We start from the raw sequence: 19,367 nt of genomic DNA, 5'->3' as shown, positions 1-19,367 counted from the left end.
CATAATGGATGTAGCAAAACTATCATATTATCCATTTCTTACCCAGGCAGCAGCATATGTTGCCCAGATGGACTCATCCATAGATGATATTATAAAATCCAAAGCTTACGGTATGCCTCGCAGCCGGGCCAGGTCAAGGGTCATCCAGTCTATTACCGGGGCGATCGAAGAGGACAGCAACAAACCCGATGTTGTCGAACTGCTCTCCTATCCCATCGCCAGGATACTGGTATCATGCATAGATGATGCTTTTTTAACACGGCGGTATGCTCTTGCAGAGGCTAAGTTTGCCAATACCAGAATGCAAAAAGAAGACGATTACGAAACATTGCTGGAGATTGGAGGGGATTTCAACATTAATGCCAGTATTGCCGAGAAAAGGTTCCGGATACATTTCACCGATTATATCAGGGGTGCTGCCGGGATGCGGGCACTTAGCTGGAAACTGGTGAACCGCAGGCTCAGGTCAGGTTATGTCAACATCACAAAAGAAGAATATGCACGTTTACTGCAGGAAGGTATCAGGATACGTATTTTCAACTCCCTGCCCCTTGCCGTGCCAGAAAGTTTCTGCCTGGCTCTTAAAGAATATCTTGTCGAGGTCAGGACCTGCCTGGAACAGAGCAAGAAAGAGCTGGGTGAGGAGGGTTTCGGTGAGATGGAACCGGGAAGTTTCCCACCCTGCATAAAACATTTATTGGCAGGTGCCCAGGGCGGTGTAAATCTTGCACATTCTGCCAGATTTGCACTGACTTCGTTCTTACTTAATATCGGACTTTCAGTGGACCAGATAATCCAGTTATTTGGCGTATCGCCTGATTTCAAAGAAGAGATGACACGGTACCAGGTTGAACATATTGCGGGTGGCACGGGTACATCCTATAAACCGCCATCCTGTTCCACTATGATCACATATGGAAATTGCATGGGCAAGGATATACTGTGCAGGGAGATAGGGCATCCGCTGAGCTATTATACGAAAAAGAAAAAAAGGGAAGCCTTTGAGACCGGTGGCAAGGCTGAGGGAGGACAATCGGCATCTTCAAACGAACAAAGCATACCACCAGATGGATCTTCATCTCCAGATGAACAAAGCGTACCTTCAGATGAATCTTCATCTCCAGATGAACAAAGCGTACCTTCAGATGAATCTTCATCTCCTAATGAACCAACTGTACCCTCGTGTGAATGATCATATACAACAAGAGACCGGATATCAATGAAGAAGGAAGATTTAAGTCGGATAGCCATACAATTAACTTAATAGAACGTAACGTGGGGTAAAAAGGTACACAAATATAGTGATTAGAAAGAAACCTTTAAATGTAATGATTACATTACAAGCGCGTCACATCAGCAAAGTCTCCCTAGTATACAAATCGGTGAAGAATTGGACTGTAAAAAATTTTCATTGCAATATTTTCGTACAGGTTTAGGTGGAAGATTAGCTGGTGCTATAATTAAGAGGGCTCGTAGCTCAGACAGGCAGAGCACCTGGCTTTTAAGGTGCATGGATATTCCCATGCATTGGAAGATACCAGATGGTCGGGGGTTCAAATCCCTCCGAGCCCGCTTCTTATAATTACCCGGGGACGGATGTTGAAATGAAAAATATCAAAGAATTCAGTCTAATTGGTCATAATATGGTACCGCAGCATATTTTAATACCGGACAATGAAGTTAACAAAGTCCTGAAAGAATATGATGTGGACAAAGAGCAATTACCAAAAATAAAGATTTCAGATCCGGTTATTGTGGAGATCGGCGCTGAAATTGGAGATGTTATCAAGGTAATCAGGAACAGCCCTACAGCAGGAGAGGCTGTTGTTTACAGACTGGTAATTGAATAAACTGTGAATAATTGAATTAAATTTTATTCTGCTAAAAATCAGGAAGGTGCAAATCCGTGTTGGATAGACAAGTATTGTCCAGAGCTTACTTTACAAGAGATAACATAGTCAGACATCATATTGATTCATTCAATGATTTTCTTGACTATGGACTGCAAAAAGTCATAAACGAACAGGCAACTATTGAAACTGACATCGAGGATACTTATGTCAGGCTTGGAGAGATAAGGGTCGGAAAGCCCACGGTGAAAGAAGCCGATGGTGCACAGGACCTATTATATCCTAACGATGCCCGCCTCAGGAACATCACGTATTCTGCCCCGCTGTTCCTTGAAATGACTATCGTGAAAGGTGAAACTGAAAACGACCTGGTTGAAGCGGTAATTGGTCAGCTTCCTATGATGCTGATGAGCAAAGGCTGCAATCTTTCCGAGATATCTCCTAAGGAAATGATCACTTTTGGTGAGGACCCATTGGACCCGGGCGGATATTTCATAATCAACGGTACTGAGCGGGTACTGATGACACTGGAAGACCTTGCACCAAACAAGATATTCACCGAGTTCGAAGAACGCTATGGAGACCGGATAGAGGTTGCCAAAGTATTCAGTGAACGCCGCGGGTACAGGGCACTGGTAGTTGTTGAACGTGGCCGGAAGTCTATTGTCGAGGTAAGTTTCCCTGCCATTTCCGGGCGTCTTTCTTTTATCACGTTGATGCGGTCAATGGGTGTCGAGACCGATGAGGATATTGTAAACATGGTCTCTGACAATCCTGAAGTAATCAAGTTCATGCTTGAAAACCTTGAAGAAGCTGAAGTACACACTATTGGGGAAGCCATAGAAAAGGTAGGTAGCCGGGTGGCTGCCGGGCAGACAAGAGAATACCAGATAAAGCGGGCAAATTATGTTATTGATCGATATTTGTTACCCCATCTTGGTAATGATCCCGCTCACCGGCCAGTGAAAGCACAATACCTGGCAAGGATGGCTGAGTCCTGTTTTGAACTGGCACTGGGCAGGCGCCAGCCAGACGACAAGGACCATTATTCTAATAAGCGTCTCAAACTGAGCGGCGACCTTATGGAAGACCTGTTCAGGGTTTCGTTCAACAGGCTGGCACGTGATGTCAAGTACCAGCTTGAGAGGGCCAATATGCGAAACCGTGACCTCAATGTAATTACCGTGGTCAGGGCAGATGTCCTTACAGAACGGCTGGCACATCCACTTGCTACCGGCAATTGGGTTGGCGGCAGGGCTGGTGTGTCACAGTTACTGGACCGTATCGATTACATGGCCACTCTCTCACATCTGCGCCGCGTGATATCTCCCCTGTCCAGAGCACAACCTCATTTCGAGGCCAGGGACCTGCACCCCACCCAGTGGGGACGTATCTGTCCATCAGAGACCCCGGAAGGACCAAATTGCGGGCTTGTGAAGAACTTTGCCCAGATGGTGGAGATATCCACAGAAGTGTATGATTTCAAGGCATTAAAACAGACCATGTACAACCTTGGCGTTGAACCGATAGTTATGCATATCATGAGTTTGGAAGAGGCACCCGGGACCTATGCCACAGAACTTGAGGCGATAGAACAATCCCTTGAATACAGTAGTAATGACGAAGGGGGCGATTCGTTTGAATAGAACAAGAGTTTTTTTAAATGGGGAATTGCTGGGTTACCATGGCAGACCTGATGAACTGGTTGACAATATCAGGCAGATGCGCCGTTCAGGTACCATACCAAAACAGGTAAATGTAGCACACTATCCCACAACCAATGAAATAATCATAAATAGTGATAACGGCAGAGCACGCAGACCTTGCATCATAGTGGAGAAAGGAAAACCATTGATGAGGGAAGAGCACGTCTCACAGTTGAAAAACAATGAGATTGTATTTGAAGACCTCATTAAGATGGGGCTGATAGAATATATCGATGCTGAAGAAGAAGAAAACGTGTTCATTGCAGTGGATGAGGCCGACCTGACCCCGGAGCATACCCATCTTGAGTTAGACCCTGCCCTGATACTGGGTATCTGTACCGGAATGATACCTTTCCCTGAGCATAATGCATCGCCAAGATGCACCATGGGTGCAGGTATGGTAAAGCAGTGCCTTGGCGTACCCATGGTAAATATGAAACTCAGGCCGGATACCAGGGGACATTTGCTGCATTACCCGCAAAAAGCGCTGGTGCATACCCAGACATGTGATGTGATCGGTTTTGATGACAGACCGGCAGGCCAGAATTTTATCGTGGCAGTACTTTCCTATGAAGGGTATAATATTGAGGATGCCCTGGTCATCAATAAAGGTAGTATAGAGCGTGGCCTGGGAAGGAGCCATTTCTTCAGGACCATGGACGGAGAAGAAAGACGTTACCCGGGCGGCCAGGAGGATAAGTTCGAAATACCTGACCAGGAAGTGAGGGGTGCACGCGGTCCGGAAGTGTATTCCCAGCTGGATGAGGATGGGATAGTAAATCCCGAGATCGTGGTGGGTCACAATGATGTGCTCGTCGGTAAGACCAGCCCACCCCGGTTCCTTGAAGAACCTACGGAACTGGGCCTGAGTCGCCAGCAGAGGCGCGAGTCAAGTGTTACTATGCGTTCTAATGAACAGGGCATCGTGGACTCTGTCATTCTTACAGAGAGCGAGAACGGTGCCAGGTTGACAAAAGTGAAGATAAGGGATCAGAGGATTCCTGAACTGGGCGATAAGTTTGCATCCAGGCACGGGCAGAAAGGTGTTATTGGACTTATCATGCCTTTTGATGATATGCCTTTCAATGAATCGGGTATGGTACCAGACCTCATAATCAATCCCCATGCCATTCCGTCAAGGATGACTGTTGCCCATGTTCTGGAAATGATAGGAGGAAAAGTTGGCAGTCTTGAAGGCAGGCGCGTCAACGGCACTCCATTTTCCGGTGAATCCGAGGAGGACCTGAGACTGGCCCTGAAACGTGCAGGTTATTCTCATACCGGCAAGGAAGTGTTCTACGATGGTATCACAGGTAAGCGCATCGAAGCCGACGTGTTCGTAGGTGCTATCCTGTACCAGAAACTCTACCACATGGTAGCATCCAAGATACATGCCAGGAGCAGGGGTCCAGTCCAGGTGCTTACCAGGCAGCCTACTGAAGGGCGGGCCAGGGAAGGCGGTCTGAGATTCGGTGAGATGGAGCGGGACGTGCTCATCGGGCATGGTGCATCCCTTGCCTTGAAGGAACGGTTACTGGACGAATCGGATAAAGTAGAACAACTTGTCTGCTCGACATGCGGAATGATCGCTACCAATGACAAGAGACGAAATGTAACATTCTGTCCCAACTGCGGTGCCGAGATAGGTATATTCAAGGTGGAGATGAGTTATGCCTTCAAGTTGCTGCTGGACGAGATAAAATCACTGGGTGTAGCTCCCAGGATGGTACTTGAGGATGCAGTGTAGGGGGTATTAATAATGTCAACAGTTCCAAAAAGAATTAAAGAGATACGGTTCGGGCTTATTTCACCCAAAGAATACAGAAAGATGAGCGTCACCAGGGTTATCACAGCAGATACCTATGATGATGACGGTTTTCCCATTGAGATGGGTCTCATGGACCCAAAGATGGGTGTCATTGACCCGGGACTTCGATGCAAGACATGCGGTGGCAGGGCAGGTGAATGTCCTGGTCATTTTGGGCATGTGGAGCTCATTGCACCTGTGATACATGTAGGATTTACAAAACTGATACGCAAGATATTAAGGGCCACGTGCAGGGATTGCGGGGCGCTTCTTCTGGATTCAAACCAGAAAAAACAATATCTTGAGCAAATACGGATGCTAAAGAAGATTGGACAGCCTATTGAGGACATTACCAATGAAGCTTTCAAGGAGGCAAGAAAGCCTAAGGTTTGCCAGTACTGCGGTGTCCAGCAACTTGAAGTGAAGGTAGAAAAACCCACCACTTATATAGAAAAGGATGGGACTCATGAACATAAGCTCATGCCGTCCGATATCAGAGCCAGGTTCGAAAAGATATCGAACGACGATATAGAGGTCATGGGTATAGACCCCACTAAAGCCAGGCCCGAATGGACTATTATGACGGTGCTTCCCGTACCACCTGTGACCATGCGCCCCAGTATTACTCTGGAGTCAGGACAAAGGAGTGAGGATGACCTTACCCATAAACTGGTGGATATTATCAGGATCAACCAGCGTTTCCAGGAGAACCGCGAAGCAGGTGCGCCTCAGCTCATTATTGAAGACCTGTGGGAACTTCTTCAATATCATGTAACCACGTTCATAGATAACGCTGTTTCTGGCGTACCCCCTGCAAGGCACCGTTCAGGCAGACCTTTAAAAACACTGTCACAGCGACTTAAAGGTAAGGAAGGCAGGTTCAGGGGCAGTCTTTCAGGAAAAAGGGTCAATTTCAGTGCAAGGACGGTAATATCCCCTGACCCTAACCTGAGTATAAGTGAGGTTGGTGTGCCATTATCTATGGCTATGGAATTGAGCATACCTGTCAATGTGACCAAACGTAATCTCAATGAAATACGTGAATATATCAGAAGAGGTCCTGACAATCATCCGGGTGCGAATTATGTGATACGCGATGATAATCGCAGGCTCAAGGTCACAGACAAGAACTGCGAGGAATTAGCAGAAACACTTGAAGTGGGATGGAAGGTTGACAGGCAGTTGAAGGATGGAGATACCATTCTGTTCAACAGGCAGCCTTCACTGCACAGGATGAGCATTATGGCTCATGAGGTCAAGGTGCTGCCACATAAAACGTTCCGGCTGAACCCTGCAGTATGTCCACCATATAATGCCGATTTTGATGGTGATGAGATGAACATGCATGTGCTCCAGACCGAAGAGGCAAGAGCTGAAGCAAAGATGCTCATCCATGTTCAGGAAAACATCCTGTCACCCCGTTTCGGTGGTCCAATTATTGGCGGTATACATGACCACATATCAGGTTTGTACATGCTTACCAAGGGTGATAAACGGTTAGATAAGAACGATTTCCTTGAAATGTTAAGGAAATCACGGGTCACAGAGATTGTGGAGCCGTCTGGTGAAGAGGGCGGCAAACCTTACTGGACAGGAAAACAGGTATTCAGCCAGATTCTGCCTGACGGGTTGAACATGACCTATAAAGCATTATTGTGCGAGAACTGTGATACCTGTAAGAAAGAGGAATGTAACCGTGATGCTTACGTGACAATAAGGAACGGTCAACTGCTCAGCGGCACTATCGATGAAAAGGCTATAGGCGCGTTCAAAGGTTTGATACTTGACCGTATTGTTAAGGATTACAGCCCGGCAGTTGCTCTCCAGTTCATTGATGATATGACAAGGCTTGCTATCAGGAGTATCATGCATTTTGGATTCAGTTTCGGTATCAATGACGAAGACATACCGGACGAAGCAAGCGCACAGATATCTGAACTGCTCGAGGAAGCCGAAAAAAGAGTTATGGACCTTATCATTGCTTTTAATGAAGACAATCTGGAACCTCTGCCTGGCAGGACAGTAGCAGAAACACTCGAACTGAAGATAATGCAGGAATTGGGTAAGGCAAGGGATGCTACCGGTGATATTGCGGGTAAATATCTTGGTCTTGATAATACTGCTGTGGTTATGGCGGTGTCCGGGGCCAGGGGTTCTATGTTGAACCTTACCCAGATGGCAGGATGCGTTGGCCAGCAGGCAGTGAGAGGCGAGCGAATACGCCGTGGTTATGCAGGCAGGACCCTATCTAATTTCAATCATGGTGACCTCGGTGCAGCTGCTCACGGGTTTGTGAAGAGCAGTTATAAAAAGGGCTTATCCCCTACCGAATACTTCTTCCACGCCATTGGTGGCAGGGAAGGACTGGTGGATACGGCTGTCAGGACATCACAAAGTGGTTATCTCCAGCGCAGGCTGGTCAATGCCTTGCAGGACCTTGAGGTCCAGTATGACGGTACTGTGAGGGATACCAGGGGAATGGTCGTTCAGTTCAAATACGGAGAAGACGGTGTGGACCCCATGAAGAGCGATTACAGTAAACCCCAGACCATGCGAAGGATAATCGAGGATGTCATCGGGAAGGAGGTGGAATAAATGGCAGTCAGTAAAAAGACCATTGATGAAATGACTGAGAACCTGCTACTGCCCCAGAACCTGGTGGATGCCTTGAGAAATGACCTGCAAAAGGTTGATGTGACCAAGAAGCAGCTTGAAGATATTATAGAACGTGCACGGGAAAGTTATGATTATGCGCGTATCGAACCCTGTGAAGCAGCAGGTGTAGTATCAGCCCAGAGTATCGGTGAGCCCGGTACACAGATGACCATGAGAACGTTCCACTATGCAGGTGTGGCTGAGATCAACGTTACACTTGGTCTGCCAAGATTGATAGAGATTGTGGATGCAAGGAAGAATCCTTCCACGCCTATGATGACCATATACCTGACTGAAGAGTATGCCAAGGACCGTGACATGGCCCGCAAACTTGCATGGGATATCGAGGCCACTCATATCAGTCATGTAGGCAGTCTGTCTACTGACCTCACTGATATGTTATTGGAAGTTGAGCTCAATGACAAGGCCATTATCCAGAGAGGTCTGACAGCCGGGGAGATTGCAGAAAAGCTGGAAGATGAATTAGGTGTGACCGTTTTAACGGAGAATAATGTTCTCATTATCAAGCCGGAAAATGAATCTTACCGGGAACTTTTGCAGTTGAGCAAGAATCTGGAAAATGTGATAATAAAGGGTGTCAAGGCAATCAACCGAGTGGTCATAAGCAAAGATGATATTATTGGTGAGTATGTGCTGTACACTGAAGGTTCGGCACTGAAGCAGGTACTTGCATTCGATGGAATAGATACCACGCGTACCAGTACCAATAATGTCAATGAGATATTCGAGGTATTTGGCATTGAAGCTGCACGCAACAGTATCATAAAGGAAGCCACTGATACCCTGCGTGAACAGGGTTTGACCGTTGATGTGAGGCATATCATGCTGGTGTCAGATATTATGACTGTCGATGGTGAAGTAAAAGCTATCGGTAGACATGGTATTTCCGGAGAAAAGGCAAGTGTACTTGCCCGTGCTGCCTTCGAAGTGACTGTGAGCCATCTGTTGGATGCAGGTCTGCGCGGAGATGTGGATGAACTCAAAGGTGTTACAGAGAACGTCATAGTAGGCCAGCCTATCAAGCTGGGTACCGGGCACATCAAACTCATGGCGACAAAAAGGACTTAAACGATGAAATCCTGTAGGAAGAAAAAATTGAAATGAGATGATATTTATGGAAGTAGACCTTAACAAAGTACTCAGGAGTGCTGTACAGACCGGAACGGTAATTATCGGTTCCAAACGGACACAAAAGGCAGTTGAAAGTAACCAGGCAAAGGCTGTGGTACTTGCATCTAATTGTCCTGAAGAAGTGAGAAAGATGGTAACAGGGAAAGTCCCGATCATTGACTTCCCGGGAATGGGAGTTGAACTGGGAACTACGCTTAGTAAGCCTTTTGCTATTGTGGCAATGGCTGTTGTTGAGTCGGGCGAATCAGATATTATGGCAGTATTGAAAGCATAAGATAAGGGGTTTTTTTGAGCGAAGTCAAGATCAACACTGATGGAATACGGTATATAGCCCTGTTCGAAAATACGACCGGAGCTACTGCCAGGGATTGTCTTGTTGATGATGAGAACAACAGGGTTATTTTTGTCGTAAAACCAGGTGACATGGGTATTGCCATCGGAAAAAATGGGGAACATATCAATCGGGTAGTTAAGAACATCGGCCGCCATGTTGAAGTGGTGGAATACAGCGATGACCCCAAGACGTTCATCAAAGGTCTCCTGCAGCCTGCTAATGTCAGTGATGTGAAGATTGGCTATAAAGGTGACAGACGCATAGCTTATGTAGAAGTAAGCACCAAAGAGAAAGGTCTTGCCATAGGACGGAATGGACGTAACATTGAGAAAGTCAAGTTACTCGCTAAGCGACATCATGATATAGATGATGTTACAATCAAGTAGCCCACATACATTTGACAATAATATATAGGATTATACAATATTAGAATATTATAGGAAGTAACATAGATGGGAAATGGAAAATACGCCGCTCGCAAATTGAAAAATGACAGGGAAAACTTCAGATGGAGTGATCGGACATACTTTAGACGTGCACTGCGGCTCAATGTGAAAGCAGACCCTATGGGAGGGGCACCCATGGGACGAGGTATAGTGCTTGAGAAAGTGGGTGTTGAAGCAAAACAGCCCAACTCAGCAATACGCAAATGTGTCAGGATACAGTTGATCAAGAACGGGCGACAGGTTACTGCTTTTTGTCCGGGGGATGGCGCTATCAGTTTTATCGATGAACATGATGAGGTTACCGTGGAGCGCATTGGCGGTCGGATGGGCGGTGCAATGGGTGATATTCCCGGTGTCCGGTTCAAAGTGATTGCTGTGAATAATGTGCCACTCAAACAGATGGTTATGAACCGTAAGGAAAAACCAATGAGGTAGATATATGTACAAATTATTTGGTAAATGGGATTCAACTGAAGTGGAGGTTAATGATATCAGTCTCCAGAGATATATCAATACTACCCCTGTTATTTTGCCTTATTCCGGTGGAAAACATGCCAGGCAGCAGTTCAACAAATCGAACCAGCACATTGTGGAAAGGCTCATTAATAAGTTGATGTTGAGCGAGCAAAACACTGGCAAGAAAATGACCACGTACAAGATTGTAGGCGGTGCCTTTGATATTATCAATAAAAAGACAAAGAGTAATCCCATTCAGGTATTGGTCAATGCTGTAATCAATGCCGGGCCCAGGGAAGAAACGGTAAGGTTGAAATATGGGGGTATTGCCGTACCAAAGGCAGTGGACAGTGCTCCACAGCGCAGGGTGGATATTGCATTGAAACTTATCGCCCAGGGTGCACAAAAGTCAGCTTTTAAGAGCCGGCGTTCCATTGAAGAGACACTGGCAAATGAGATAATTGCAGCAGCGAATTACGATGTCAAGTCCTATTCCATCAATAAGAAGGAAGGAAAGGAACGGGTTGCAAAGGCTGCACGGTAGATGATATACTGCGGCATATTTCAGGTATGCCGCAATTGCTTTTTAAGACAATCATATTGAAAGTATGTGAAATTTTTCTTATTTATTCAAATGTTAAGACTTTTCAGAGGAAATTGAGATGGGACGAAGGAAAAAGATGGTTGAGCGCGTGACCGTGCTCATGAATGACCCGGAACATATCCGGAATATCGGTATCGTGGCACATATTGACCACGGTAAAACTACACTTACAGATAATATCCTTGCCGGTGCCGGGATGATTTCAATGGAACTGGCAGGTAAACAGTTGTTCACTGATTCTGATGCAGAAGAACAGGAGAGAGGCATAACCATTGACTCCGCCTGTGTATCCATGGTACATGAATTCGAGGGCGATGAATATCTTATTAATCTTATTGATACACCTGGTCACGTGGACTTTGGCGGTGATGTGACCAGGGCCATGAGGGCCGTGGACGGTGCCGTGGTTGTAGTGGATGCGGTGGAAGGCACTATGCCCCAGACCGAGACCGTGCTCAGGCAGGCGCTAAAAGAACATGTAAAGCCCGTGCTGTTCGTTAACAAGGTTGACAGACTGATAAACGAACTCCAGGTAGACGCCCAGGAGATGCAGATCCGGCTGGGTAAGGTCATTGACCATGTGAACAAGCTTATAAAGGGTATGAACGAACAGAAATACAAAGCAGGATGGCGCATGGATGCTGCAGAGGGTACTGTTGTGTTCGGTTCTGCCCTGTATAACTGGGCCATCAGTGTACCGTACATGAAAAAATCCGGAGTAGGGTTCGTTGATGTATTTAATTACTGCAAAGAAGGAAACATGAAGGAACTGGCACTGAAATGCCCCCTTCATGAAGTATTGAATGATACGGTAATCAGGTTCCTTCCCAATCCACTGGTAGCCCAGAAGGACAGGGTGAATGTGATATGGCACGGTAATAAGGAGTCCACGGAATTCAAGGATATGATGTCTGCCAATAAGGATGGTGACGTGGCATTAATGGTCACTAATATCTCAATGGACCCTCACGCAGGTGAGGTCGCAACAGGCAGACTGTTCAGCGGTACCCTGAAAAGAGGTATGGAACTGTACGTTTCCGGCTCATCTAAGACCAACAGGTTGCAGCAGGTGGGTATATTTATGGGTCCGGAGCGACTTGAAGTTGAGAAGATACCGGGAGGAAACATCGCAGCCGTTACTGGTCTGAAAGATGCTTATGTGGGTGCGACCGTTTCAAGCAAATCTGATATGCTCCCGTTCGAGTCCATCAAGCATGCCAGCGAACCTGTGGTTACTGTTGCTGTTGAAGCTAAGCATATGAAGGACCTGCCAAAACTGGTAGAAGTGCTCAGGCAGGTGGCCAAAGAGGACAATACCCTTAAGATCACTATCAATGAAGAGACTGGAGAACACCTGATGTCAGGTATGGGCGAGCTCCATCTTGAGGTCATTGCCCACAGGATAGAACGGGATAAAGGTGTGGAGATCATCACCAGTCCACCCATTGTGGTGTACAGGGAGACCGTGCAGAAACATGCAGGTCCGGTGGAAGGTAAGAGTCCAAACCGGCATAATCGGTTCTATATTGAGATTGAACCCCTTTCCAATGACGTCGTGAGCCTTATCAAATCGGGGGAGGTATCAATGCGTATGCCCGAAGTGGAACGGCGTGAAAAGTTCATGGGAGTAGGTTTCGATAAGGATGAAGCAAAAGGTATTGTTTCAATGTATGAAACGAATATCCTGATCGATATGACCAAAGGTATCCAGTACCTGAACGAGACCATGGAATTGGTAATTGATGGTTTTGAAGAGGTTATGGTAGGCGGACCCCTTAGCAGGGAGCCCTGTCAGGCAATAAAGATTAAACTGGTGGATGCAAAACTCCATGAAGATGCAGTGCACAGGGGTCCTGCACAGGTTATTCCTGCAGTTCGCTCTGCAATACAGGCAGCCATGTTATCGGCAGATGATACACTGCTTGAACCTTACCAGCAGGTCTTTATCCAGACACCGCAGAACAATATGGGCGGCGCTACTTCAGAGATACAGGGACGCAGAGGTGTTATCAGTAACATGACCCAGGAAGGGGACATGACTATTATTGAAAGCAAGGCTCCGGTGGCTGAACTGTTCGGATTTGCCGGTGATATCCGCTCTGCAACTGAAGGGCGGGCATCATGGAGTACGGAATTTGCCGGATTCGAACCGCTTCCAATGAGTTTATTAAAGGATGTAGTAACTAAGATACGGCAGCGGAAAGGATTAAAGGCTGAAATGCCAAAACCCAGCGATTTCGTGGGTTTGTAAGTTGGTGTTGAAAGAACATATATCAGCCTACAACGACACAAAGTTTAAAAGCAGTAAAAGATATAGTGAGACAAAAATTCAGTTATATTAAAATCAATAGTTTGGAGGATTAAAGATGGCAGCGAAACCACATTTGAATCTGGCAGTCATCGGTCATATCGATCACGGGAAATCAACCCTTGTAGGCAGACTGATGTACGATACAGGCGCTGTAGCGCCACATGTCATTGAAAAGTATAGAGAAGAAGCCAAAGCAAAAGGTAAGGAATCCTTTGCTTTTGCATGGGTCATGGACTCCCTTAAAGAAGAGCGTGAAAGGGGTATCACCATTGATATCGCACATCAGCGATTTGATACTGATAAGTATTATTTTACCGTCGTGGATTGTCCCGGTCACCGTGACTTTGTCAAGAACATGATCACAGGTGCATCACAGGCAGATGCTGCGATTCTTGTGGTTTCCGGCAAGGACAGTGTACAGGCACAGACCAAAGAGCACGTGTTCCTGTCCAGGACACTGGGTATCACCCAGCTGGTCATTGCGATCAACAAGATGGATGAGGTCAACTACGATGAAGCAAAATACAACAAGGCAAAGGAAGATGTCAGCGTGCTTCTTAAGATGGTAGGATTCAAACCTGCCGATATGCACTTCATTCCAACATCTGCGATCAAGGGTGACAATATTGCAACCCACAGCGAGAATACCAAATGGTATAAAGGAGTAACAATCCTGGAAGCACTTAACGGGCTGAAGGAACCTGAGATGCCAACAACCCTGCCACTGCGTATCCCAGTGCAGGACGCTTATACTATCAGCGGTATCGGTACTGTACCGGTAGGTCGTGTCGAGACCGGTATTATGAAGAAAGGCGATTCTGTCACTTTTAGTCCAAGCGGTGCTACAGGTGAGGTCAAGTCCATTGAAATGCATCATGAAGAACAGCCCCAGGCCAAGCCCGGCGATAATATCGGCTGGAACGTGAGGGGTATTGGAAAGAATGATGTAAGAAGGGGCGATGTATGCGGACCCGCATCCAAACCACCTACCGTGGCTGAAGAGTTTACTGCACAGATCGTTGTATTGCAGCATCCGTCTGCCATTTCAATTGGCTACACACCTGTGTTCCACTGTCATACGGCACAGACTGCATGTACCTTGATATCAATTGACAAGAAACTGGACCCCAAGACCGGTGAAGTGAAGGAAGTGAACCCCACTTTCATCAAAGCTGGTGATGCAGCTATCGTGACCGTAAAGCCCACCAGGCCACTGGTCATTGAGAATGTGAAGGAAATTCCACAGTTGGGACGTTTCGCTATCCGTGATATGGGACAGACCGTTGCAGCTGGTATGGTCATTAGTATTAAGGCGAGGCCATAAGGCCTCACCCGTCTCTTTTTTTATGTTTTGGAGATTCATTAATGGCACAAAAAGCAAGGATTCGATTAACCGGGACAATCCCGTCAACCCTGGATAATGTATGTGAACAGGTCAAAAGTATTGCAATAAAGACCGGTGTGAATATATCAGGTCCAATACCAATGCCTACGAAGAAACTGATGGTACCAACTCTGAAGAGTCCGGATGGAGAAGGTACTTCCACCTGGGACCACTGGGAGATGAGGGTACACAAGCGGCTTATTGATCTGGATGCAGACGAGCGGGCCTTGCGGCAACTCATGCGTATACAGGTTCCCAAGGATATCAGCATAGAGATAGTATTGACCAACTAGGGATTTTATGGCGGTTTTTTATACCGCAGGTCTTTTCAGACCAAAAATTGATACAGGATTGGGGTGGTAACCCAATCTTTATTATTCTTACCCTTTATTTTTAGTATGGTGAAAAAGCATGATAATAGGTTTTCAGGTAAATCAGATAGAATCAAAATCTTTTGCCGGTGCTGAAAGTGCCAGGCAGCACAAGAGTATTAATATTAATTTTGATATCAACATAAGAAATCCCTTGCTGGTAGAGCAGAACACTCCGTTTGGCAAAAAGCAGGTCATAAAACTGGAGTATGCCATGTCCATCAATTACCTGAATCCGAATATCGGTTATATCAGGTTTGAAGGCAGCACGGATTATTACCAGGAGGGTGACCTGGAAGCGATGCACAAAGAGTGGACCGGCGGATCTGCACCGACCAATGTGCAAAATGAGATTGCCAATACCATGGTGAGCAATCTGGCACCCCTGGCTTTGACCATGTCAAAGACACTGGGCCTGCCGCCTGCTGTGCCGCTGCCGGCTATTAATTTCAAAGGCAAACAGGAAGAAAAGAAGCCTGATGAGCCCACGTATTATCACGGGTAAAACGTACCTTTTCATTATTTCAGGCCAGGCTCCCATTTTTCCAGCAATCCCAGTACCAGCTTTTCAATCTCATCCCTCACTTCCCTGTACTTCTCAACAGGCTGTCCCATAGGGTCATCCAGCCCCCAGTCTGTGAAGTCCTTGAGGTTATCGGCCGGGCAGGTGTCCTGGACCCCGCAACCCATGGATATGAGAATGTCATAGTCCGGCAGGTTGGCCGGATCAAGTTGTTTTGGGCTCTGGTGCGAGATATCGATTCCTTTCTCGGCCATGACCTCTATTGATTTGGGTGCTACAAAAGATGCAGCCATGGTGCCGGCACTGTGGGCTTCCAGGATATCTGAGCCATAATGGCGTGCGAATCCTTCTGCCATCTGGCTGCGGCAGGAGTTGCCCACGCACAGGAAGAGTACTTTTGTCATGACCTCTCGTATGGGGGCAGGGTTCAATTAATCTTATCTCCTGACCGGGATATACCATCCAGTATGCCTGAAAGGGATAATCCTGAATGTGATACTGTTAAACTCACACAAAAGCGCAGGGAGTTCGAGAAAGCGTGCTGTGATTATATGGAGGAGTTCGGGTTCGAGTGGGTGGAGGAGTTTACGCTCAACGGGGCGTGAGGCTGATACTTGATTCATATCAATCCGGCCAGATATGCTACAGCTACATATCGCATACATTTTCCTATGAATACATATATTGAAAAGACGGCAAAATTAAGCTTGAAGATACCGCCCATTGCCGCTATGGCATCCCCGACAAGCGGTACCCATGTGAACAATAATATTGGAGGGCCATACTTTTCGAATATGTATTCACCTCGTTCCAGTTCACTGTGCTTCATTCGCAGGTATTTTTCAAGATATTTTTCACGCCCCACCCAGCCCAGCAGATACGTGGTGCAGGCACCAAGATAATTTCCTATTGAAGCGGTACCAACAACGATCCCGAAGTTGTGGCCTTGCGTGATAAGGTAGACTACCAACCCTTCTGAACCAAGGGGAAAGATGGTGGAAGCAAGGAAACTGGTGAAAAATAAACTGGCGTAAAGCGGAATGGTTTCTAACATGCTGCTTATCTGTTAATGGTTTGTGGAACCTTAATGGTTACCGGGATTATAGGATGAGGGGAGTTTCCTGTGCTTCAAGGCACGCCAAGTCACGGACTCTGCACTGGAAGGTGCGAAGCATCCTAGCGTGGATGCTCAAGGCTTCAGCATTTCTATCGGCTCGATGGGTCTAGATATTTCGATTCAGGCGCAGGATTACTTATCACAACAATTTTTCAAATTCTTCAACTGTAAGCCCGGCAGCTTTAATTAAGTGCCTCAACAGACCTGGCTTTAGTTCCTTGTGTTTTGGGACAGATAACGTAACTTTGGATCCTTCTTTTCTTAGAACAACATGACTCCCTACTTGTCGGTGAGGAATCCAACCCGCATTGGAAAATGCTTTAATAGCTTCTATTCCTGAAATTATTGGAAGTTTTGGCATTAGGCAACCATATCAATTACTTGGGTTGAGGGTTTGGTCAAATACGATTGAATTTCATCTTCAGCAAGAGACTCGAGGCATGCCTGTATAGCTTCTTTTATATTTTCTAAGGCTTTTTCAATAGTATCCCCCTGTGAAAAACAGCCTGGAAGGCTCGGACAACTAACTACATAACCACCGACTTCTTCATCTTCTTCTATAACTACCTTAAATCGCATGTTGTTCTTTATTAAAGTATATATTTAAATTCCTTATGCCTATTATCTTGACTCATCGGTTTCCAGGATAATTTATTTTCTATGCTCTTTCATTTCAAACTCAATAAAGCATGCAATCATTGTGCGATATATCTGCTCAATTATTTCAGGGTTTAATCCATATTCCAAAGCAAGATTTCTTACTTTTGCTATAACTTCTTCTACACGTTTTGGAGCTTGTACATCATCAGTATTTTTCTTAAATTTTGCAGCCTGTCTAACATATTTGCTTCTTTCAGATAGCAACTTTACTATCTCTCGATCAATTACGTCTATATTTACCCTAACTTCATCTATATTTTTGCATTCTATCATATGGTCATCTACTTTCTTTGTTTAGTTCAAATGCTTTTAGGGCGCCGAATTTTTGGATTTTAAGGGTGCTCTAGAAATCTATCGCCTTTCAGGAGCATGAGAATGAGCGCGGATAGCAATAACTATTACCGTACTGACAGTACATTGTCTTCGTATACATAAACAAAACGATTTATTGCTTTGAAACTGTTTTATGCTTATTCAAACCAACAAAAAATCCTTCATTTCAGCATAATCCCACCCTTCAACACACCATCTCCCCTTCTATAAAGGCCCGTGTCCGGTCATCAGCCGCCCCCGCGAACACATCTTCCACGCGGCCCGTCTCTATCAACTCCCCCTCCAGCAGCATCCCCACCCTGTCAGCCAGCCGCCGTACCTGGTTCATATGATGAGTGGCGATGATGATAGTCGTATCCAGTTCGCGGTTAATGGTCCTGATAACCTCCTCTATCTTTGCCACATTGGCAGGGTCCAGGTTAGCTGTGGGCTCGTCCAGCAGCAGCAGGTCAGGCCCGAACACCACGGCCCTTGCAAACGCTATGCGCTGTTCCTCGCCGCCGGAGAGTGTCTTAGCCTTTCGGTTCCCGTAACCTTCAAGTCCCACCAGGGCAAGGCTCTGGCTGACCTTGTGCTCAATGGTATGGTTATCCATCCCGCGTACCTTCAGGCTGTATGCCACATTGTTATATACGGTATCATTGAACAGGGCCGGAGACTGGAACACCATAGATATCCGCTGCCTTGCTGCGGTACGGTTATTATTCTGTCCCCCGTTCATGACCATCCCGTCCAGTTTGATATGGCCGGTATCCGGCTTTTCAAGCAGGTCCAGTATCCTCAGCAATGTGGTCTTGCCTGTTCCGCTCGGACCCATCATGGCGAATATCTCACCCCTTTCCACTTCCAGGTTGATGTCCCTGAGTACCTGTTTCTCCCCAAAGGTCTTCCTCAATCCGGTAATCTCAAGCAGTACCACTAACTTCCCCCCTTCTTTGCAGCATGCTGGCTGCAGCATTGACAGACAGGTTAATAGTGATCAATATCAATCCCAGCGCGATAGCAACTGATATATCGCCACTGCTGGTCTCGGATGTGATGGCAGTGGTCAGCGTCCTGGTATAGGACAGTCCTTCACCAATGCCCCCCACACTGCCCGTATAGGCGATATTGCCGCCTACGATGAGAATAGCACCCACCTCTGCGATGGCCCTCCCAAAACCTGCAAGTACAGATGTTACGATACCAAACTTTGCTTCCTTAAGCACGACAACGGCAATGTCCCTGTGACTGCCTCCCAGGGTATATGCATTCTCACGGATGGCGGGAGGCACGGCATTTATCGCTGCCAGGGAGATACCGGTGATGATGGGTGTGACCAGGATGTACTGGGCAATGATCATGGCCTCCGGGGTGAATATAAGTTTCAGGAATCCCAGCGGGCCGGCAGGTACCAGCATGATGAATACGAACAGTCCCACGAACACCGACGGCAGGCCCATGCCAGTATTTATGAGGGTGAGCAATGTCTGTTTGCCCCAAAACTCCCTGTGGGAAATGATGAATGACAGGGGGATGGCTGTCATGGCAGCCAAGAAGGTGGCAGTTCCTGATACCTTCAATGATACCCCTGCTATGCTCAAAATATAGGGGTCCATTCCTGCGATCAGTTCGATTGCTGTGATAATCCCCTGGATAATAAATTCGGTGCTGTTCAT

At 46.6% G+C, this 19,367-nt stretch carries 22 protein-coding genes and 1 tRNA gene; 16 read left to right on the top strand and 7 right to left on the bottom strand.

The features are described 5' to 3' along the window. The first annotated feature begins 4 nt into the window (after window positions 1-4). From priL to K0A89_04080, 15 genes are all read left to right on the top strand, one after another. Window positions 5-1,192, top strand: coding sequence for a DNA primase regulatory subunit PriL (gene priL, locus K0A89_04150; protein ID MBW6517677.1), 1,188 nt, complete (start codon window positions 5-7; stop codon window positions 1,190-1,192). 274 nt (window positions 1,193-1,466) lie between these two features. Further along, a tRNA-Lys gene (locus K0A89_04145) sits at window positions 1,467-1,572 on the top strand. A gap of 41 nt (window positions 1,573-1,613) precedes the next feature. After that, window positions 1,614-1,850, top strand: coding sequence for a DNA-directed RNA polymerase subunit H (locus K0A89_04140; GenBank protein ID MBW6517676.1), 237 nt, complete (start codon window positions 1,614-1,616; stop codon window positions 1,848-1,850). A 56-nt stretch (window positions 1,851-1,906) separates the two neighbouring features. After that, complete coding sequence (locus K0A89_04135; protein ID MBW6517675.1) at window positions 1,907-3,496, top strand: DNA-directed RNA polymerase subunit B''; 1,590 nt, start codon at window positions 1,907-1,909, stop codon at window positions 3,494-3,496. After that, entirely contained in the window at window positions 3,489-5,303 is a 1,815-nt protein-coding gene (gene rpoB, locus K0A89_04130; protein ID MBW6517674.1) for a DNA-directed RNA polymerase subunit B, read from the top strand. Before K0A89_04135 ends, rpoB begins: the two co-directional genes overlap by 8 nt. 12 nt (window positions 5,304-5,315) lie before the next feature. Further along, window positions 5,316-7,958, top strand: coding sequence for a DNA-directed RNA polymerase subunit A' (locus K0A89_04125; GenBank protein MBW6517673.1), 2,643 nt, complete (start codon window positions 5,316-5,318; stop codon window positions 7,956-7,958). Beyond that, window positions 7,959-9,107: a DNA-directed RNA polymerase subunit A'' gene (gene rpoA2, locus K0A89_04120; protein MBW6517672.1), complete on the top strand. Its 1,149-nt coding sequence runs from the start codon at window positions 7,959-7,961 to the stop codon at window positions 9,105-9,107. 46 nt (window positions 9,108-9,153) lie between these two features. After that, window positions 9,154-9,444, top strand: coding sequence for a 50S ribosomal protein L30e (locus tag K0A89_04115; protein ID MBW6517671.1), 291 nt, complete (start codon window positions 9,154-9,156; stop codon window positions 9,442-9,444). A gap of 14 nt (window positions 9,445-9,458) precedes the next feature. Then, window positions 9,459-9,890 carry a NusA-like transcription termination signal-binding factor gene (locus K0A89_04110; protein MBW6517670.1) on the top strand — a complete coding sequence of 144 codons (432 nt, stop codon included), beginning with the start codon at window positions 9,459-9,461 and terminating at the stop codon, window positions 9,888-9,890. Between the two features lie 66 nt (window positions 9,891-9,956). Next, complete coding sequence (locus K0A89_04105) at window positions 9,957-10,385, top strand: 30S ribosomal protein S12 (GenBank protein ID MBW6517669.1); 429 nt, start codon at window positions 9,957-9,959, stop codon at window positions 10,383-10,385. Between the two features lie 4 nt (window positions 10,386-10,389). Further along, window positions 10,390-10,950 (top strand): 30S ribosomal protein S7, encoded by a 561-nt coding sequence (locus K0A89_04100; protein ID MBW6517668.1) that lies wholly within the window; start codon window positions 10,390-10,392, stop codon window positions 10,948-10,950. Window positions 10,951-11,068: 118 nt separating this feature from the next. Beyond that, a complete protein-coding gene (locus K0A89_04095; protein MBW6517667.1) occupies window positions 11,069-13,261 on the top strand; it encodes an elongation factor EF-2 in 2,193 nt (730 codons plus the stop codon). Between the two features lie 115 nt (window positions 13,262-13,376). Beyond that, a complete protein-coding gene (gene tuf, locus K0A89_04090) occupies window positions 13,377-14,645 on the top strand; it encodes a translation elongation factor EF-1 subunit alpha (GenBank protein MBW6517666.1) in 1,269 nt (422 codons plus the stop codon). A 41-nt stretch (window positions 14,646-14,686) separates the two neighbouring features. Then, the gene (rpsJ, locus tag K0A89_04085) at window positions 14,687-14,998 is read left to right on the top strand and encodes a 30S ribosomal protein S10 (GenBank protein ID MBW6517665.1); all 312 of its coding nucleotides are present in this window, start codon (window positions 14,687-14,689) and stop codon (window positions 14,996-14,998) included. Window positions 14,999-15,116: 118 nt separating this feature from the next. Then, complete coding sequence (locus K0A89_04080; protein ID MBW6517664.1) at window positions 15,117-15,581, top strand: hypothetical protein; 465 nt, start codon at window positions 15,117-15,119, stop codon at window positions 15,579-15,581. 14 nt (window positions 15,582-15,595) lie between these two features. On the opposite strand, the gene K0A89_04075 is transcribed toward K0A89_04080, so the two are convergent. Next, window positions 15,596-16,030: an arsenate reductase ArsC gene (locus tag K0A89_04075; GenBank protein MBW6517663.1), complete on the bottom strand. Its 435-nt coding sequence runs from the start codon at window positions 16,028-16,030 to the stop codon at window positions 15,596-15,598. A gap of 36 nt (window positions 16,031-16,066) precedes the next feature. Between K0A89_04075 and K0A89_04070 the strand changes: the two genes are divergently transcribed. Continuing rightward, window positions 16,067-16,204, top strand: coding sequence for a hypothetical protein (locus tag K0A89_04070; GenBank protein ID MBW6517662.1), 138 nt, complete (start codon window positions 16,067-16,069; stop codon window positions 16,202-16,204). A gap of 14 nt (window positions 16,205-16,218) precedes the next feature. Here the strand turns inward: K0A89_04070 and K0A89_04065 are convergent, their stop codons facing one another. The 6 genes from K0A89_04065 to K0A89_04040 all read right to left on the bottom strand — a co-directional run bounded on the left by K0A89_04065 (window position 16,219) and on the right by K0A89_04040 (window position 19,367). Then, window positions 16,219-16,653, bottom strand: coding sequence for a DedA family protein (locus tag K0A89_04065; GenBank protein MBW6517661.1), 435 nt, complete (start codon window positions 16,651-16,653; stop codon window positions 16,219-16,221). Window positions 16,654-16,855: 202 nt separating this feature from the next. Next, entirely contained in the window at window positions 16,856-17,077 is a 222-nt protein-coding gene (locus K0A89_04060) for a type II toxin-antitoxin system HicA family toxin (GenBank protein MBW6517660.1), read from the bottom strand. Beyond that, window positions 17,077-17,295, bottom strand: coding sequence for a type II toxin-antitoxin system HicB family antitoxin (locus tag K0A89_04055; protein MBW6517659.1), 219 nt, complete (start codon window positions 17,293-17,295; stop codon window positions 17,077-17,079). The genes K0A89_04060 and K0A89_04055 overlap by 1 nt, the downstream gene beginning before the upstream one ends. Before the next feature lie 72 nt (window positions 17,296-17,367). Then, on the bottom strand, window positions 17,368-17,649 hold the full coding sequence (locus K0A89_04050) for a chorismate mutase (protein ID MBW6517658.1): 282 nt from the start codon (window positions 17,647-17,649) through the stop codon (window positions 17,368-17,370). 244 nt (window positions 17,650-17,893) lie between these two features. Further along, window positions 17,894-18,628, bottom strand: coding sequence for an ATP-binding cassette domain-containing protein (locus tag K0A89_04045; GenBank protein MBW6517657.1), 735 nt, complete (start codon window positions 18,626-18,628; stop codon window positions 17,894-17,896). After that, complete coding sequence (locus tag K0A89_04040; GenBank protein ID MBW6517656.1) at window positions 18,615-19,367, bottom strand: ABC transporter permease; 753 nt, start codon at window positions 19,365-19,367, stop codon at window positions 18,615-18,617. The genes K0A89_04045 and K0A89_04040 overlap by 14 nt, the downstream gene beginning before the upstream one ends.

Source organism: ANME-2 cluster archaeon (assembly GCA_019429385.1).
Lineage (GTDB): Archaea > Halobacteriota > Methanosarcinia > Methanosarcinales > Methanocomedenaceae > Methanocomedens_B.
The sequence above is the reverse complement of the archived record's forward strand: the minus strand, read 5'-3'. Positions and strand labels throughout refer to the sequence as shown.

Coding starts and splice junctions, on each gene's coding strand:
- K0A89_04050 (MBW6517658.1), bottom strand. CDS start 17,649: ATGATAGAATGCAAAAATATAGATGAAGTTAGGGTAAATATAGACGTA.
- K0A89_04065 (MBW6517661.1), bottom strand. CDS start 16,653: ATGTTAGAAACCATTCCGCTTTACGCCAGTTTATTTTTCACCAGTTTC.
- rpsJ (MBW6517665.1), top strand. CDS start 14,687: ATGGCACAAAAAGCAAGGATTCGATTAACCGGGACAATCCCGTCAACC.
- K0A89_04070 (MBW6517662.1), top strand. CDS start 16,067: ATGCCTGAAAGGGATAATCCTGAATGTGATACTGTTAAACTCACACAA.
- rpoA2 (MBW6517672.1), top strand. CDS start 7,959: ATGGCAGTCAGTAAAAAGACCATTGATGAAATGACTGAGAACCTGCTA.
- K0A89_04040 (MBW6517656.1), bottom strand. CDS start 19,367: ATGAACAGCACCGAATTTATTATCCAGGGGATTATCACAGCAATCGAA.
- K0A89_04055 (MBW6517659.1), bottom strand. CDS start 17,295: ATGCGATTTAAGGTAGTTATAGAAGAAGATGAAGAAGTCGGTGGTTAT.
- K0A89_04060 (MBW6517660.1), bottom strand. CDS start 17,077: ATGCCAAAACTTCCAATAATTTCAGGAATAGAAGCTATTAAAGCATTT.
- priL (MBW6517677.1), top strand. CDS start 5: ATGGATGTAGCAAAACTATCATATTATCCATTTCTTACCCAGGCAGCA.
- K0A89_04125 (MBW6517673.1), top strand. CDS start 5,316: ATGTCAACAGTTCCAAAAAGAATTAAAGAGATACGGTTCGGGCTTATT.
- K0A89_04115 (MBW6517671.1), top strand. CDS start 9,154: ATGGAAGTAGACCTTAACAAAGTACTCAGGAGTGCTGTACAGACCGGA.
- K0A89_04080 (MBW6517664.1), top strand. CDS start 15,117: ATGATAATAGGTTTTCAGGTAAATCAGATAGAATCAAAATCTTTTGCC.
- K0A89_04105 (MBW6517669.1), top strand. CDS start 9,957: ATGGGAAATGGAAAATACGCCGCTCGCAAATTGAAAAATGACAGGGAA.
- K0A89_04095 (MBW6517667.1), top strand. CDS start 11,069: ATGGGACGAAGGAAAAAGATGGTTGAGCGCGTGACCGTGCTCATGAAT.
- tuf (MBW6517666.1), top strand. CDS start 13,377: ATGGCAGCGAAACCACATTTGAATCTGGCAGTCATCGGTCATATCGAT.
- K0A89_04100 (MBW6517668.1), top strand. CDS start 10,390: ATGTACAAATTATTTGGTAAATGGGATTCAACTGAAGTGGAGGTTAAT.